The sequence below is a fragment of the Nocardia sp. MH4 genome, from assembly GCF_019266065.1.
Classification (GTDB): domain Bacteria; phylum Actinomycetota; class Actinomycetes; order Mycobacteriales; family Mycobacteriaceae; genus Nocardia; species Nocardia canadensis.
Genome location: NZ_LPNR01000079.1, coordinates 17317 through 33700, shown reverse-complemented (window position 1 = coordinate 33700; position 16384 = coordinate 17317). Strand labels below are relative to the sequence as shown.

The following is a 16384-nucleotide window of genomic DNA, read 5'->3' as shown; positions in this document are numbered from 1 at the left end:
GGCTAGGCGGAGGCCGCCGCCCTCGACGCGGCCGTCATCGCGACGAAGTGCGGATTGCTCATGATCCCGAGGACATTGCCGAACGGATCGAGCACCGCCGCGGTCGCGAACCCCGCGCCTTCGCCGCGTTCGGTGATCGGCTCGTACTCGGTGGCCCCGAGCGCGAGCAGCCGGGCGAAGGTGGCGGCGAGATCGTCGACATGCCAGAACACGACACCGCCGCCACCGGGTGCGTTGCGAGCGCCCGCCGGCGCGTAGGCGCGGTTGATGAGGCCGAGCTCGGCCTGCATCGGCCCGACCCGGAACTCGTAGTAGCCGCCCGGCACCTCGTAATACGGGGCCAGGCCGAGGAACTCGGTGTACCAGTCCTTGGCGGCGGTGAGGTCGTCGGCGTAGTAGGTGGTGGTCGCCATTCCCTGCAGCATGTCTGCTCCCGATGTCGTCGTTGTGGTGAGAACGACTTTGCCAGGCAAAGTGCTCACCGAATGAGCACTTTGTTGGGCAGAATCACGAGTATGCGAGCGGACAGATTGGTGGCCACCCTGCTGTTGATGCAGGCGCGTGGCCGGGTGACGGCCGCCGAGGTCGCCACCGAGTTGGAGGTCTCGGTGGCGACTGCCCGCCGCGACCTGGAGGCACTGTCGGCTGCGGGTATCCCGGTGTATCCCCAGGCGGGCCGTGGCGGTGGCTGGTCGCTGGTCGGCGGTGCCCGCACCGATCTGTCCGGCCTGACCGCGGGCGAGACCAGGGCGCTGTTCCTGCTGGCCGGTCCGGCCGCGCAGGCCGCGCCGGAGGTGAAGTCCGCGCTGCGCAAGCTGGTGCGGGCTCTGCCGCAGACCTTCCGGGCGGACGCGGCCGCGGCGGCCGACGCGGTCGTCGTCGATCCCGCCCGCTGGGGCCGACCGGATCCCGAACCCCCCGCGGTTCTGCCCCTGCTGCAACGGGCAGTGGTCGATCGTCGGCAGGTCCGGATGGAGTACTCGCGGGCCGGGGAGCGCACCGTCCGCGTGGTGCATCCGTGGGGCTTGGTGGAGAAGGAAACGGTCTGGTACCTGATCGCGGGCACCGAGCGTGGTCGCCGGACCTTCCGGCTGGACCGGGTCGGCGCGGTCACCGTCCTCGACGAGACCGCCGATCGCCCCGCGGATTTCGACCTCTCGGCCGAATGGGCGCGGATCGTCACCCGGATGGAGCAGCGGCGGGCCGCCGTCGCCGCGACGGTACTGGTGTCGGCGACACTGGCGCCGATCCTGGCCGATCAGCAGGGCCGCAACTGCACCCTGCTCGGGCCGGTGGACGACGGCCGGGTCCAGGCCAGCGTCACCGCCGACACCGCGAAGATGGTCGCCCGGCAACTGGCGGGCTGGGGCGCCGACGTCGAAGTCGTCGGGCCACCGGAAGTCCGGGCCGAGCTCGTCGCCCTCGGCACCGAGCTGGTGCGCGGCAACAGCTGAGCGTCCGTGGTGCCGGCGGGACGCGCCGCCGACACCACGGACGGTCTAGCGCTCGAGCCGCGCGGCCAGTGCCCGCACCACCTCGGTCGCCACGACCGCGTGACCGCTCGTCGTGAAATGGATGAGATCGGCGCTCATCAGACTCGGCCGCGTCCGCACCGGGTGCTCCCAGAACTCGGTCAGCACGGCGTCGAAGTCGGCGGCCACCGCCCGCACCACCTCGTTCATCTCGGCCATGCGCGGACGCATCGGACGCATCGGCGCCATCCGCTCGATCGCCCACACATCGGCCACCGTGAACACCGACAGCTGCGCTCCCGTCGCGGCCAGCGCGGCGAACATCGCCGAGAGGTTGTTCCGCAGCCGCTCCGGGTCGCCGCCCGCCTCGAACAGGTCGTTGCCCCCGCAGCTGATGTGCACGAGATCCGGTGCGAATTCCAGGATCTCGGGCAACTGATGCTGCCGGACCTGGGTGCTGGTCGCGCCGATCCGTCCCGTATTGCGGTACACCAGTGCGGGATTCACCGTCGCCAGGGTGGCGGCGACCCGGTCGGCCCAGCCTCGGGCCGCGTAGCCGGGGCTGGGATCGCCGGTACCCGCGGCGATCGAGTCGCCCAGCACGGCGAAGCGCTGCCAGGGGGCCGCACGCAGCAACTCGACCGCTTCGTCCGGGCGCAACAACAGCGGATCGTCGGCCTCGGTGTACTGCTCGGACAACGGTGTGGTGAAAGACATCTCGCGACTCCTAACGGGTAGTACGGGCCTGCGACGGGACGAGGAGCAGCAGTGCGACCGCGAGCCCGATCACCGCGCCGACGGCGAATACCGTGTGGAAGGCGCGCACCGCGTCGTCGGGCACCGCGGTGAAGACGGCGGCCAGCACCGCCACGCCGAGCGCGCCGCCCACCTGCCGGGCGGTCACGTTCATGCCGATCCCGGCCGCGAACTGTTGCGGGGGCACCGAACTCGCGGCCGCGGTGCCGAGCACCGTGACCACGATGCCGATGCCGCCGCCGCCGAGCAGTCCGGCGGGTACCCATGCCGACCACAGCGCGGGATCGGGGCCGAACGCGTCGGTGCTCATCCAGGCCAGCGAGGCGGCGTACATCAGCGCGCCGACCACGCCGGCCCAGCGCTGGCCCCGCGGTGCGGTGATCCGGCCGACGATCACCGAGGTCACCATCGACGCCGCCGCGCCGACGGTCAGCGCCGCGGCCGATTCGAGCACCGAGTAGCCCCAGAGCGCGTCCAGGAACATCGGTCCGGCCAGCAGCCAGGCGAACATGGTCGCGCCGAAGAGCAGCGAGCCGGCATTGGCGAGCGCGAATTGCCGATTCCGCCACAGTGTTACGGCCACGGCCGGATCGGGGTGCCGCATCGAGCGAGCCAGCGCGAACGTCACCAGTACGGCGCCACCGATGAGCGCCGCGAGCGTGACCGGGGCCGTCCAGCCCCAGCTCTGGCCCTCGGTGACCGCGGCGACGAGCGCGCCGAGGCCGAGCGCGACGGCCAGGGTGCCGAGCGGATCGGGCAGGGCGGTATCGCGGCGGGCATCGTCGGTGCTCGGCAGGCGCAGGCCGGGCACGATCAGCGCGAGCGCGATCGGCACGTTGACGAGGAAGATCGCACGCCAGCCCAGGCTCTCGACGAGCGCGCCGCCGATGGCCGGACCGACCACCGCGGCGAATCCGCCCGCGGCCGTCCAGACGGCGATGGCGGAGCCGATCTTCGCGCGCGGCGTGGCTGCCAGCACCAGCGCGAGCGCGGCGGGCACCATGAACGCCGCCGTCATGCCCTGCAGGACGCGTCCGGCGATGAGCCAGCCCGCGCTCGGCGCGAGCCCGCACAGCAGCGAGGTGACGGCGAATCCCGCCAGTGCCAGGGCGAACATCCGGCGCCGTCCGAGGACGTCGGCCAGCCGGCCCGCCGGGGTCAGGAGCGCGGCGAAGGCGATCGCGTAGCCGCTGACGATCCAGGTCAGCGTGCTGGTCGCGGTGCCGGGGTAGGAGGTGGCGATGGTCGGGAACGCGATATTGACCACGGACAGGTCGATGAAGGCGATGAAGGCGGCGCCCGACGCCACGGCCAGGGTGCGGCCCGCGGCGCCGGTGTCGGGTGTCGTGCTGGTCGGCGAATCTTCGGGCCGAGCAGAAACGTCGGTCATGGGGAAGGTCCTTCACGGAGGAGAAATAAGAACGTACGATCGTTCGTAAATAAAAGTACGACCGATCGTTCGCCCATGCAAGAGGTGGTGGAACAATGGAGTTCATGACGCAGCTGTCCGAGTCCGGCGACCAACGACTGGCCAAGGGCGCGCGTGCCAGGGCGACCATCGCGCGCCGCGCCGCCGAACTCGCCTCCATCGAGGGGCTGGACGGCATCAGCATCGGCATGCTCGCCACCGACCTCGGGATCAGCAAGAGCGGCATCGCCACGCTGTTCGGCACCAAGGAGGCGCTACAGCTGGCCGCCGTGGCGACCGCCCGTGACGTATTCATCGAACGGGTGATCGCGCCGAGCCTGCGCGAACCACGCGGCGTCGGCCGGATCCGCACTCTGATCGACCGCTGGTTCGCCCACATCGAGGATCCGCCCTTCCCCGGCGGCTGTTTTCGCGTCGCCACGCTGACGGAGTACAGCAGCAAGGAGGGGCCGGTCCGCGATGCCGTGGTGGCTGACCACGACGAGTGGCTGGCGTTGCTCGCGGTCGAGATCCGCAAAGCGCAGGAAGTCGGCGACTTCGCCGGCGCCGATCCGGAACAGCTGGTGTTCGAGCTCGACGCGGTGGTGAGCGCGGCCAATATCGCGCGCCAGATCGGGGATTCGGCGCGGGTCGAGGCCGCGCGCGCCATCGCCGCGCGCCTGCTCACGTCCTAGCCTGCCCCGGTAAACGCCGATGGCGTCGTCACCCGGCTCGGGTGACGACGCCATCGGTCGGCGGCTCAGTGGTGGTGTGCGTGTCCGGCGTGCGGGTCGTGCCGCGGCGTCGCGATGCCCGCGGTGAGCGTGAACGCCGCGGTGCGGACCACCTCCCCGTGCCGGAAATCGAGGAACAGGCGGTAGGTGCCCGGGCCGGGAACCGCGGTGTGGAAGGTGATCTCGGGTCCGGCCGGGGTGACGCCGTCGCCCGGTTCACCGTTCGGGTGCACGTGTACGTAGGCGAGGTCGCCCGCGCGCAAGATCACCAGATGGCCGAAGGCGGCCAGGTAGGGCTGCAGATCCGTGACCGGCACACCATCTTTGCGCACGGTCAGGGTGAGCAGGTCGCCCTCGGCGCGCAGGTCGCCGTCGACGGTGACCTCGTACCCGTCGACCGTCGCGGTGCGCCCTACCACCGGAACCGGCTGTGGCGCATAGTGACCCGCGATCGCGAGATCGGCGCCGAGGGTGATCGTGCGGCCGAGCGCGCGCGGCGCGATATCGGTGAAGACGCGGTAGGCGCCCGCCTCGGGGAGATCGAGGCGGATCACCCAGGTGCCGTCGTCCTCGCGCACCGGATGGACGTGCCAGAACCCGGTCAGTTCCCGGCGCGCGACGATCAGATGGAGCTCGCGGTCGTGGATCGGGTCGAACTCGGTGACCGGCGCTCCGTCCGGCCCGAGGATCCGGAACCGGAAATCGATCCCGCCGGGCGCGGCGATCGTGGTGTCGAGGTCCAGGGTGTATCCGTCCTGGGTGACCAGCAGTCCGCCCGGCGCGCCCGCGCCGTGGCCGGCGTGAGCGTCGCCGTGGCCGGCGTGGGCCGGCTCGGCGGCGGCGTGCTTGCCGTGTCCCTGGTGTGCCGCGTGCGCGGTGGTATCGATGCCGTTGTCCGCGTGGTTGTTCCGGTGCGCGGCGGGCGCGGCGTCAGCGTGTCCGGCGTGGGTGTGGTGTCCGGCGTGGGCGTTGGTGGTCATCGTGGTCGCCTCTCTCTGTTCGCTGTGCGTTGCTACGAACATATACCCCTATGGGGTATGTAGTGAAGAGTGATGACCTGTGGACTGGGTCACACCGGTCCGGGCGTCCGGGTCAGTGCTGGGCGTTCCAGAAGCCGATGGCGATGGCGCCCCACCAGCAGATCTGGGAGATCGCACCGGACGCGGCGCCCCAGGCCAGCAGTCGCGGCGGCAACGGCCCGGTGGTCCGCTCGGCCAGGCGCTTGCTCAGCACCGTCGCTTGTAGCCCGTTGACGGTGAGGATCGCGGTCAGCGCCATTTTGATCTGCGTCGGAGGCGAACCGAGATCGGGCTCGAGGACGCCACCGCTGACGACCAGCGTCGCCAGGCCCAACCAGATCGGCACGTGCATTCGGGACACGCCCGCCATCGCCTCGGCCAAGGTGCTGCGCCCGGTCAGCCACAGTGCGGTCAGGTAGTCGGCGATCAGCACCCCGCCGAACCCGAGCGTCAAGCCGGCCAGGTGGACGAACAACCCGGCGGTATGCAGCGCGGGGTCCGGGTGTACGTGGGTGGCCACCCACAGGACGCCGCCGAGCAGCGCCGTCGACCCGAGTGCCGCGGCGCCGATCAGCCACCAGGAATCGAGCAGGCCGATCGGCCGCTCGGGTTCCGGCGCCGGCCAGCGGCCGCCCCGCGGCATCGGGGCCGGGGTGTGAAGCGTGCCCCAGACCGTCGGCGCTGCCGCCGCATCAGGTCGAATGACCAGCAAGTTTTCCGGCATTGATGCCTCCACCCGGTGTGTCCACAAGAGATTAGGGGAGGCTAAACTATTTCTTCGGGTCGGGTAAAGACGTTCCCGGCCGCTGTCGGCCGAGAGAGATTGGTGAGCGATGGTGGTCGGATGGGGAGTGTCCCTCGGTGCGCGCAATACCGTCTGCGTGGCGGTCGGCGGCGGCGATCCGGTGGTCCGGCGAGACCGGACCACCTCCCATGACGGCCGGATTCTCGGTTTCGCCGATCTGACCGTCGCCGGTGGGCTGCCGCAGGAGCCCCCGGCCGAAGAATTGGTCGTCCGGGTCCTCGGCGCGACGATGGCCGCCCACGGCGCGGTGGCCGAGCACACCGTGTTGGCACACCCGGCGGTTTACAGCGAGCGACACCTCGCCGCGCTGCGGCGCGAACTCGGGCGGGCGCGACTGGGCGAGGTCGCGCTGGTGGCCGAGCCGATCGCGGCAGCGGCGGCGCTCGATCGGCCGGACGAGAACGTCGATGCTGCAACGGATGTCGCGGCGCTGCTGGTGTACGACCTGGGTGCGACCTCGCTCGATCTCACGGTGGTCGTGCGTGACCGGCGGGGCCACCGGATCGCCGGCCGCCCCGCCCGGTCCTACGCCTTCGGTGGTCGCTCGACCGCCGCGGCGCTCGCGATCGCCGAGCACGACCTGGCGGGCGCGATGGAACCGGGCGCTGGGGAACTGGGTGCGATGGAACCGGACGCTACGGAACTGGCTGCGGCGGAACTGGGCGCGGCGGAACCGGGCGCGATGGAACTGGGCGCGGCGGAACCGGGTGCGATGGAACTGGGTGCGATGGACCTGGGTGCGGGTTCGGATCCACGGCGCGCGATCGCGGTGCGTGCCCAGCTCGTCCGGGATTCACTGCCGCTCGTGCACGAATGTCTGCGCACCGCAGGGCTTTCCGTCGCACGTCTCGACGCGGTGCTGCTCGTCGGGGGCGCGGCAACCCCGGACGACGTCGCGCGCACCTTGGCCGGTGCGCTGCGCTGTCCGGTTGTGCGCGAACGGGAGCCGGGCACCTCCATCGCCCGGGGTGCCGCGCTGCTCGGTGCCCGGCGCTCGGCGACGGGCACCGTGCTGGTTCCGGTGCGCCGACCGGTGTCACGCGGTGCGTTCGTCGCGGCCGCCGTCGCCGTGCCTCTGCTGTTCTCGGTCGCGCTGGGGTTGTTGCGCGCCGATGACGGGCGGGGTGGCGCGATGGTCGCCGTGCCCGGCCGGGCGTTACCGGGCGAGCGGGTCGACGCGATACCGGGTTCCGTGCTGGTCGACGCACTGCCGGCGACCCTGTGGGCCGGGGCCGCTATGCGGCCGATCGGATCGATCAGGGCGCAGCCGGACCGGACCGTGGCCGATCCCTCGGTGGCCTCACCGATGCCGGGACCCTCGTCGGGGTACGCCGCCACGACCGAATCCAGTGGTTTCGTCGAGAGTTCGGCGAGTGTCCCCGTGACCTACTCGCCGACCGCCCCGGATTCGGCCGCACCAGGACCCGGCCTCCCGGCTGCCCCGGCCCCGTTGACTCTGACGCTCGAGATCCCTGCCCCACCGGAGACGCCAGACAGCCCGGTCGATCCCGGCCACGGTGTTCCGATCGACTACACCCCGACGTCGGTTCCCGGAGAAATTCCGGGTCAAGCCTCGGTAGCCCTGCCGGATTCGCTCGCCGAAGTCCCGCCCGTCCCTGTCGCGACGGCACCCGAACCGGGAGCATCACACCCCTGAGATCGGTTGTTCAGGCGGTCAGTTCCCACTCGGCGCCGACGGTCACGTCGTAGCGATCCCACACAACGGCGGCGAGCGACGGGTGGGTACCGAGTGTCGGGGCGTGGGTGGATTCCGGTGCGGCGGTACGCAACCGGTCGGTGAGCAGGCCAGGCGCCAGGAACCACGGCGCGACGACGACGTGCTCGGCGCCACGGTCACGCAGCCGATCGGTCGCCCCGCGGACGGTGGGTTCGCTGGTCGCGAAGCAGATCTCGGTGAGCAGACCGGTGCGCCGGGCGATCCGCGCGGCCACGTCGGCGGTGCGTTCGTTGGCGCCGGGCCGCGTGGAACCGACCGCGGCGACGGCGATCCCGATCCGGCCCGCCGTGTCTTCGGGGATCGCCGCCATGATCCGGTCGCACAGTGCGTCGAGCAGGCGGGGGTCGGGGCCGAGGACATCGGCCTGATCCAGCCGGAGCAGGGGATGCCTGCGCCGGGCCGTGTCGAGCAGGCCGGGCAGGTCGACGCGGGCGTGGAACGCGCTGCCCAGCAGCATCGGTACCACGATCGCGCGGGTGAACCCCAGCGTGGCCACCCCGTCGACGACCTGGTCGACAGACGGCGCGTTGAGATCGAGAAAGGCGAGCCGGACGGTCAGGTCCGGTCGCTGCGCGGCGACCAGATCGCGCACGGCCGCCGCGTTCGCCGCCGAACGCGGGTCACGGCTGCCGTGGGCGACCAGGATCAGCGCGGGCTCGCTCCCGCCGCGCGGGGCCACAACGGCACCACGCAGCGGGGCGAGCACGGGCGACATCAGACCGCGGTACCGACCTCGACCGAGGTCAGCACATCGCCGACCAGGCCGGCGGCGAGGGTGTTGCCACCGGCGGGATCGATCAGCAGGAACGACCCGGTGTGCCGGTTGGTGCGGTAGTCATCGGCCGGGATCGGCTCGGCCAGGCGCAGCGACACGCGGCCGATATCGTTGAGCTCCAGCGTCTCCGGGCTCGGCTCGGCCGTCAGGGTCTGCTCGTCGAAGCGCTCCACGAGCGCACCGACGATCGCCTGCGTGGTCTTGGCGCCGTGCTTGAGCAGCAGCCGGGCGCCGGGGCGCAGCGACTTGTCGCCGAGCCAGCACACGGTCGCGTCGAAGGTGTCGATCGCCTCCGGGGCGTCGGCCACCGAGGCGATGATGTCGCCGCGGGAGATGTCGACCTCGTCGGCCAGGATCAGCGTCACGCTGCGGCCCACCTGCGCGACGGCGAGTTCACCGTCGGGGGTATCGATGCGCTCGACGGTGGTGCGCTTGCCCGAGGGCAGCACCACGATCTCGTCACCGGGGGAGACCGAACCGGCCGCGATCTGACCCGCGTAGCCACGGTAGTCGGGGTACTCGGCGGTGCGCGGACGGATCACGTACTGCACCGGGAAGCGCAGGCCCAGGGCGTGCGTTCCGGTCGAATCCGCGTCCACCGGCACCGATTCCAGGTGCTCGATCAGCGACGGGCCGTCGTAGTACGGGGTGTTGTCCGAGCGGCTGGCGATATTGTCGCCGTGCAGCGCCGACACCGGGATCTCGAGGACGTCCTCGTCGGCCCAGCCCAGCTTCGAGGTCAGCGCGTTGAACTCCGCGGAGATCGCGGCGAACACCTCGGCCGGATTGTCGACCAGGTCGATCTTGTTCACGGCCAGCACCAGCTTCGGCACACCCAGCAGCGCCAGCACGGCGGCGTGGCGACGGGTCTGCTCGATGACGCCCTTGCGCGCGTCGACCAGCAGGATCACCAGCTGCGCGGTGGACGCGCCGGACACCGTGTTGCGGGTGTACTGCACGTGACCGGGGGTGTCGGCCAGCACGAAAGACCGCTTGGGCGTGGCGAAGTAGCGGTACGCCACGTCGATGGTGATGCCCTGCTCACGCTCGGCGCGCAGGCCGTCGACGAGCAGCGACAGGTCCGGGGTGGACAGACCCTTGTCGACCGAGGCGCGGGTGACGGCGTCGATCTGATCGGCCAGCACGGACTTGGTGTCGTAGAGCAGCCGTCCGACCAGGGTGGACTTGCCGTCGTCGACAGAACCGGCGGTGGCCAGGCGAAGTAGGTCGCTCACTGTCGCGCCTCCGTCCGACCAGCGTGGCTGTGCCCATGGTCGTCGACAGAACCGGCGGTGGCCAGCCTCAATAGGTCGGACATCAGAAATAACCCTCTCGCTTGCGGTCTTCCATGGCGGCCTCGGACACGCGGTCGTCGCCACGGGTCGCACCACGTTCGGTCAGTCGGGACGCGGCGACCTCGGCCAGGATGGCCTCGTTGTCGGCGGCGTCGGAGATGATGGCGCCGGTGGTGGAACCGTCACCGACGGTGCGGTAGCGCACCGAGCGGGTCTCGAGGACCTCGTTCTCGGTCGGGCCGCCCCAGACGCCGGGGGTCATCCACATGCCGTCGCGCTGGTACACCGGGCGCTCGTGGGCGTAGTAGATGCTGGCCAGATCGATGTCCTCGCGGGCGATGTAGCGCCAGATGTCGAGCTCGGTCCAGTTGCTCAGGGGGAACACCCGCACGTGCTCGCCCGGGGCGTGCTTGCCGTTGTAGAGGTTCCACAGCTCGGGACGCTGGCGCTTCGGGTCCCACTGGCCGAAGGCGTTGCGCAGCGAGAAGATCCGCTCCTTGGCGCGCGAGCGCTCCTCGTCGCGGCGGCCGCCGCCGAAGACCGCGTCGAAGCGGTGCTCGGTGATGGCGTCGAGCAGCGGGACGGTCTGCAGCGGGTTGCGGATGCCGTCGGGGCGCTCGGTGAGGCGGCCGTCGGCCAGGTACTCCTCGACCGAGGCCACGTGCAGGCGCAGACCGTACTTCTCCACCACCTTGTCGCGGAACTCGAGCACCTCGTCCAGGTTGTGCCCGGTGTCGACGTGCAGCAGCGCGAACGGCAGCGGCGCGGGCCAGAAGGCCTTGAGCGCCAGATGCAGCAGCACGGTCGAGTCCTTGCCGCCGGAGAACAGGATCACCGGCCGCTCGAATTCGCCCGCGACCTCACGGAAGATGTGGATCGCCTCGGATTCCAGCGCCGCGAGGGTGTCGAACTCGGTCAGGCCGAGGTCGCGTTCGGTGGTGTTGGTACTCACAGGCTCACTCCCGGTGGTGGTGATGGTCATGCTGTGTCCTATCTGCATGCCCACGGCGCCCTTCGCGGTGACGCAGGCTTCCGCCTCCGGGCGCTGACGTGGTCATGACTGGTGCAATCCGCATTCGGTCTTGGCGAGGCCGGCCCAGCGTCCGCTGCGCGGATCGGACCCCGGCTCGGGCTTACGCGTGCACGGCGCGCAGCCGATGGACGGATAACCCTCCTCCACCAGGGGATTGACGAGAATGCCGTTGGCCTCGATGTAGGCCTGCATCTCGTCGTCGGACCACGGCGCGATCGGGTTGATCTTCACCAGTCCGAAGGCTTCGTCGAACGAGATCAGCGGTGCGTTGGCGCGGGTCGGCGCCTCGACGCGGCGGATACCGGTGACCCAGGCGTTGTAGCCGGCGAGGGACTTCTTCAGCGGAACGACCTTACGCAACCGGCAGCATTCGGCGGCGTCGCGGGCGAACAGATCCTTGCCGAGCAGCTGATCCTGTTCGGTGACGCTGTGTTCGGGGCGCACGTTGATCACGTTCACGCCGTACACGGCCTCGACCGCGTCGCGGGTGCCGAGGGTCTCGGCGAAGTGGTAGCCGGTGTCGAGGAACAGCACGTCGACACCGGGCCGGGTCTGCGCGGCCAGGTGCACCAGCACGCCGTCCTGCATGTTGGAGGCGACGATGTAGCCGTTTCCGAATGTGCGGTCGGTCCAGGCGATCAGGTCGGCGGCCGAGGCCTCGGTACCGAGCTCGGCCGCGCCTTGCTCGGCGATGGACCGCAGCTCGTCCTCGGACAGCTTCGCGGCGAGATTCGTTGTCACAGTTGAGATCCCCTCATCCACTAGCGGAGGTCGGCCTCGTCGGCGCGCACGGCCCACACCGCGAACCGCTCACCGGCTTCCCGGTTCTTGACGAAGTTGCGGACGACGCGGTCGATGTAGTCACCGAGCTCGACGCTGGTCACCTTGTGCTGACGCAGCTTGCGGCCGAATCCGGAGTCCAGGCCGAGGCTGCCACCCAGGTGAACCTGGAAACCCTCGACCTGATTCCCGTTGCCGTCGTCGACGAGCTGACCCTTGAAGCCGATGTCGGCGATCTGGGACCGGCCGCAGGAATTCGGGCAGCCGTTGATGTTGATGGTGATCGGCACGTCGAGTTCGGCGTTGATGTCGGCCAGGCGCTGCTCGAGTTCCGGCGCGAGCACCTGCGAGCGCTTGCGGGTCTCGACGAAGGACAGCTTGCAGAACTCGATGCCCGAGCAGGCGAGCAGGTTGCGCCGCCAGATCGACGGGCGGGCCTGCAGACCCAGCGGCTCGAGCTCGTCGATCAGCGCGTCGACCTGGTCGTCGGCGATGTCGAGGATGATCAGCTTCTGGTACGGGGTGAAGCGGATGCGGTCCGAGCCGTACTTCTCGGCGGCGTCGGCGACCTTGCTCAGGATGGTGCCCGAGACCCGACCGGCGATGGGGGAGAAGCCGACGGCGTTGAGTCCGTTGCGCAGCTTCTGCACGCCGACGTGGTCGATCGGCTTGGCGGGCTGCTCCGGGGCCGGACCGTCGATCAGCTTGCGCCCGAGGTACTCGTCCTCGAGCACCTGACGGAACTTCTCGATGCCCCAGTCCTTGATGAGGAACTTCAGACGGGCCTTGGTGCGCAGGCGGCGGTAGCCGTAGTCGCGGAACAGCGAGACCACGGCCTCCCACACGTCGGGCACCTCGTCGAGCGGCACCCACGCGCCGACCCGCTTGGCCAGCATCGGGTTGGTCGACAGGCCGCCGCCGACCCACAGGTCGAGGCCGGGGCCGTGCTCGGGGTGGTTCACGCCGACGAAGGCGACGTCGTTGATCTCGTGGACCACGTCCTGCTGGCCCGAGATCGCCGTCTTGAACTTGCGGGGAAGGTTGGAGTACTCCTTCTTCCCGATATAGCGCTCGACGATCTCGTCGATGGCCCAGGTCGGGTCGATGATCTCGTCGAGCGACTCACCGGCCAGCGGCGAACCGAGGACGACGCGGGGGCAGTCACCGCAGGCCTCGGTGGTGTGCAGGCCGACCGACTCGAGCCGTCGCCAGATCTCGGGGACGTTCTCGACCTCGATCCAGTGGTACTGGACGTTCTCGCGGTCCGACAGGTCGGCGGTGTCGCGGCCGAACTCGGTGGAGATGCCGCCGATGGTGCGCAGCTGGGCGACATTGAGCGCGCCGGCATCGCAGCGCACCCGCATCATGAAGTACTTGGCTTCGAGGATGTCGATGTTGTCGTCGTCGGTCCAGGTGCCGTCGTAGCCCTCTTCGCGCTGGGTGTAGAGACCCCACCAGCGGAAGCGGCCACGCAGATCGGCCTTGTCGATCGAGTCGAAGCCGCCCTTGGCGTAGATGTTCTCGATGCGCGCGCGCACGTTGAGCGGGTTGTCGTCCTTCTTGGACTGCTCGTTCGGGTTCAGCGGCTCGCGGTAGCCGAGGGCCCACTGGCCTTCGGAGCGGCGGCGCACGGGCTTGCCGGTGCGCTCGCGCGGCGCGACGGGGGCTTCGCTGCGCGGCCGATCGGGCCGGACGCGGCGTTCGGCCGCCGGGCGCTCGGGGCGGGCCGGCGACGACTGTTCGGTCGAAGCGGCGTCGGTGCTCGACGTCATGTGGGGTCGCTCCTGCGGGGTGGGTGGTACATCCGTGCTGAAGGCGCGAGGGGCTGGCTCGCGTCAGGTGGTCAGCGGGCCGATGAAAGTCGATGGCACCGGGGGATACCCGGGCGTGGACGCCGCTGCGCTACCGGGGGAAACCGGGCCGACAACAGGCGCTGCAGACGCGCTGGAAGTCGACGTGGCGCCGGGCCACGAGTCGTACTCCAGTTGCGTGCATGGGCCTATTGTGCCATGTCAGCCGGGTCGTTCCGACCGCAAGGAGATATTTCCCGCACTTTTGAGGGAAATTCCCTGGACGGTCGTCCCGTTCTGTGACGGGGGTCATAGTTCACCCGCCGGAAGCGACCCGTGATTCGTCGTGGACCCTGGATGTGCGGTGCGGCACAGCGCGTTGACCTGGAGTCTCGTTGAGGTTGCAGAGTGGTCGCATGAGCAACGATGCCACCGTGACGGGGCAGACCCCCGTCGATCTGGAGGCCGAACTCGCGGCCGTCACCGCCGTCGTCGAGTCCATCGCCCACGCGCAGGCCAACGAACTGATCGACGAGTTCACCGCCGTCTTCCGGGCGGACGCGATCTGGACCACCGGACACGGCAAGCGGCTGTACGGCAGGCCCGCCATCGCCGAGTTCACCGCCCAGGTGCTGCCCGGCGCCACCACCCACGGCAAGGCCACCTACGAGATCGAGCATGTGCTGTTCCTGCGGCCCGACGTCGCCGCCGTCAAGATCCGGCAGCGCTACTTCACCCTCGACGGGGAGTTGTCGGGGCAGGGCACGCCCCTGTACGTCATGACCAAGGAGGACGGTGCCTGGGTGCTCACCGCCAACCAGAACACCCCCGTGGTGGCCGACTGATCGTCGACCGGTGCCGAGCGCGGGCCCTGCGTGCCGGGTCCGAGGGGAGCCCGGCAGACTGGAGGGGTGACTATCAGCGCTGCTTCCGGGGCTCCCGGCGTGACACCGGCCGATGCCGATCGGCCGGTGCTGCGCGATTTCGGGGGCGGCGCGTTCGGGGTCTACGTGCACGTGCCGTTCTGTGCGACACGCTGCGGTTACTGCGACTTCAACACCTACACCGCGGGGGAGCTGGGCACCTCCGCGTCGCCGCAGTCGTGGCTCGAGGCGCTGCGCGGTGAGCTCGCGACCGCGGCGACCGAGTTCGCCGCGCTGCCGAGCGCGACGCCGCCGGTGTCGACGATCTTCGTCGGTGGTGGCACCCCCTCGTTGCTCGGCGGCGACGGACTGGCCGCGGTCCTGGACGCGGTGCGCGCGAACTTCACCCTGGCCGCCGACGCCGAGGTGACCACCGAATCCAACCCGGAGTCCACCTCGCCGGAGTTCTTCGAGCGCATCCGGGCCGCCGGCTACACCCGGGTGTCGCTGGGAATGCAGTCCGCCGCCCAGCACGTGCTGAAGATCCTGGACCGCACCCACACCCCCGGCCGCGCGGTCGCGGCGGCGAAGGAAGCCAGGGCTGCCGGGTTCGACCACGTCAACCTCGACCTCATCTACGGCACGCCCGGCGAGACCGACGCAGATCTGGACGCGAGCCTCGACGCCGTGCTGGCCGCCGGGGTCGACCACGTCTCCGCCTACTCCCTGATCGTCGAGGACGGCACCGCCTTGGCGCGCAAGGTCCGCCGCGGCGAACTGCCCGCCCCCGACGAGGACGTGCTGGCCACCCGGTACGAACGCATCGAGGCCCGCCTCGCCGACGCGGGCCTGTCCTGGTACGAGGTCTCCAACTGGGCCGCCGACGACGATGCCCGCTGCCGGCACAACCTCGGCTACTGGGACGGCGGCGACTGGCTCGGCGCCGGCCCCGGCGCGCACAGCCATGTGGGCGGCGTCCGCTGGTGGAACATCAAGCACCCCGCCCGCTACGCCGACCGCGTCGCGCTCGGCGGCCTGCCCGCCGCGGGCTGGGAAGCGCTCACCGAGGACGAGCGCTACACCGAACACCTCATGCTCACCGTCCGCCTCCGGACCGGCCTGCCGCTGGCCACTCTCGCGCCCACGGCCCGGACCGCGCTGGACCGCATCCTCGCCGACGGCCTCGCCGAGATCACCGGCGAGCACCTCGTCCTCACCGACCGCGGCCGTCTGCTCGCCGACGGCGTGGTCCGCGACCTGCTCGACTGAGCCGCCGAAATTCGGTGTCGGTCCCGCCGTCGCCGTGACACGATGCGCGGCGTGTCTTCCTCGCGGAATGAGCTGGTGCGCTGGCAGTTCGACCTGACCTGGTCGCTGCTCGAGTTCCATCTCGACCGGCTGTCGGCGGCGGACTTCCGCTGGGAGCCGACCGAACTGTGCTGGACGCTGCGGCCGGACGACACCGGCGGATGGGTCGCGGACTGGGCCGACACCGAACCCGACCCGATCCCGGTCCCGACGATCGCGTGGCTGAGCTGGCACATCGGTTGGTGGTGGAGCGTGGCCACCGACCATCTGGCCGGCCGACCACCGCGGCAGCGGACCGACATCGGGTGGCCCGGACCGGGAGCGCCGACGATCGCCTGGCTGCGTCGGCTGCGCACGGACTGGATCGCGATCCTCGACGCGCTCGACGACACCGACCTGGACGCGCCCTCGGCCTACCCGTGGCCGGCCGATGCCGGGCTGACGAACGCTCATCTGGTCTCCTGGGTCGATGCGGAACTGATGAAGAACGTGGCCGAGATCGGTCAGCTGCGACTGCTGCGGGCGGCCCGGACACAGGTCGCTTGACACCGATTCGTGACCGGAATTCCGGGGCTTTCGGGTGGCGCGGACGCCATCGAGGATCGCCC

The 16384-nt window shown here is 70.4% G+C and carries 16 protein-coding genes; 5 read left to right on the top strand and 11 right to left on the bottom strand.

Translation table 11 applies throughout. The features are described from left to right. Positions 1–2 precede the first annotated feature (2 nt). Positions 3–425: a VOC family protein gene (locus ATM97_RS08370; RefSeq protein ID WP_218717380.1), complete on the bottom strand. Its 423-nt coding sequence runs from the start codon at positions 423–425 to the stop codon at positions 3–5. A gap of 90 nt (positions 426–515) precedes the next feature. Between ATM97_RS08370 and ATM97_RS08365 the strand changes: the two genes are divergently transcribed. Further along, a complete protein-coding gene (locus ATM97_RS08365; protein ID WP_218717379.1) occupies positions 516–1454 on the top strand; it encodes a YafY family protein in 939 nt (312 codons plus the stop codon). Positions 1455–1499: 45 nt separating this feature from the next. Here the strand turns inward: ATM97_RS08365 and ATM97_RS08360 are convergent, their stop codons facing one another. After that, positions 1500–2189, bottom strand: a complete 690-nt coding sequence (locus ATM97_RS08360) for an SGNH/GDSL hydrolase family protein (protein WP_218717378.1) — start codon at positions 2187–2189, stop codon at positions 1500–1502. A gap of 10 nt (positions 2190–2199) precedes the next feature. After that, on the bottom strand, positions 2200–3618 hold the full coding sequence (locus tag ATM97_RS08355; protein ID WP_218717377.1) for an MFS transporter: 1419 nt from the start codon (positions 3616–3618) through the stop codon (positions 2200–2202). Between the two features lie 104 nt (positions 3619–3722). Between ATM97_RS08355 and ATM97_RS08350 the strand changes: the two genes are divergently transcribed. Next, positions 3723–4331: a TetR/AcrR family transcriptional regulator gene (locus tag ATM97_RS08350; RefSeq protein ID WP_218717376.1), complete on the top strand. Its 609-nt coding sequence runs from the start codon at positions 3723–3725 to the stop codon at positions 4329–4331. Between the two features lie 65 nt (positions 4332–4396). Here the strand turns inward: ATM97_RS08350 and ATM97_RS08345 are convergent, their stop codons facing one another. The 8 genes from ATM97_RS08345 to ATM97_RS08310 all read right to left on the bottom strand — a co-directional run bounded on the left by ATM97_RS08345 (position 4397) and on the right by ATM97_RS08310 (position 13587). Continuing rightward, a complete protein-coding gene (locus ATM97_RS08345) occupies positions 4397–5350 on the bottom strand; it encodes a DUF748 domain-containing protein (RefSeq protein ID WP_218717375.1) in 954 nt (317 codons plus the stop codon). Between the two features lie 112 nt (positions 5351–5462). Next, complete coding sequence (locus ATM97_RS08340) at positions 5463–6032, bottom strand: hypothetical protein (protein WP_255587403.1); 570 nt, start codon at positions 6030–6032, stop codon at positions 5463–5465. 127 nt (positions 6033–6159) lie between these two features. Further along, on the bottom strand, positions 6160–6945 hold the full coding sequence (locus ATM97_RS34985; protein WP_374104840.1) for a pentapeptide repeat-containing protein: 786 nt from the start codon (positions 6943–6945) through the stop codon (positions 6160–6162). A 916-nt stretch (positions 6946–7861) separates the two neighbouring features. Next, positions 7862–8647: a sirohydrochlorin chelatase gene (locus ATM97_RS08330; protein ID WP_218717372.1), complete on the bottom strand. Its 786-nt coding sequence runs from the start codon at positions 8645–8647 to the stop codon at positions 7862–7864. After that, positions 8647–9942, bottom strand: coding sequence for a sulfate adenylyltransferase subunit 1 (locus ATM97_RS08325; RefSeq protein ID WP_218717371.1), 1296 nt, complete (start codon positions 9940–9942; stop codon positions 8647–8649). Before ATM97_RS08325 ends, ATM97_RS08330 begins: the two co-directional genes overlap by 1 nt. An 82-nt stretch (positions 9943–10024) precedes the next feature. Beyond that, positions 10025–10984, bottom strand: a complete 960-nt coding sequence (gene cysD / locus ATM97_RS08320; protein WP_255587402.1) for a sulfate adenylyltransferase subunit CysD — start codon at positions 10982–10984, stop codon at positions 10025–10027. Positions 10985–11056: 72 nt separating this feature from the next. Next, positions 11057–11776 (bottom strand): phosphoadenylyl-sulfate reductase, encoded by a 720-nt coding sequence (locus ATM97_RS08315; RefSeq protein ID WP_218717370.1) that lies wholly within the window; start codon positions 11774–11776, stop codon positions 11057–11059. Positions 11777–11796: 20 nt separating this feature from the next. Next, positions 11797–13587, bottom strand: a complete 1791-nt coding sequence (locus tag ATM97_RS08310; protein WP_255587401.1) for a nitrite/sulfite reductase — start codon at positions 13585–13587, stop codon at positions 11797–11799. 434 nt (positions 13588–14021) lie between these two features. Between ATM97_RS08310 and ATM97_RS08305 the strand changes: the two genes are divergently transcribed. The 3 genes from ATM97_RS08305 (at position 14022) to ATM97_RS08295 (ending at position 16322) form a co-directional block, all read left to right on the top strand. Continuing rightward, positions 14022–14450 (top strand): SgcJ/EcaC family oxidoreductase, encoded by a 429-nt coding sequence (locus tag ATM97_RS08305; protein ID WP_218717369.1) that lies wholly within the window; start codon positions 14022–14024, stop codon positions 14448–14450. A gap of 99 nt (positions 14451–14549) precedes the next feature. Beyond that, on the top strand, positions 14550–15737 hold the full coding sequence (hemW, locus tag ATM97_RS08300; protein WP_308248415.1) for a radical SAM family heme chaperone HemW: 1188 nt from the start codon (positions 14550–14552) through the stop codon (positions 15735–15737). Between the two features lie 42 nt (positions 15738–15779). Beyond that, positions 15780–16322, top strand: a complete 543-nt coding sequence (locus ATM97_RS08295; protein WP_218717367.1) for a DinB family protein — start codon at positions 15780–15782, stop codon at positions 16320–16322. Positions 16323–16384 lie beyond the last annotated feature (62 nt).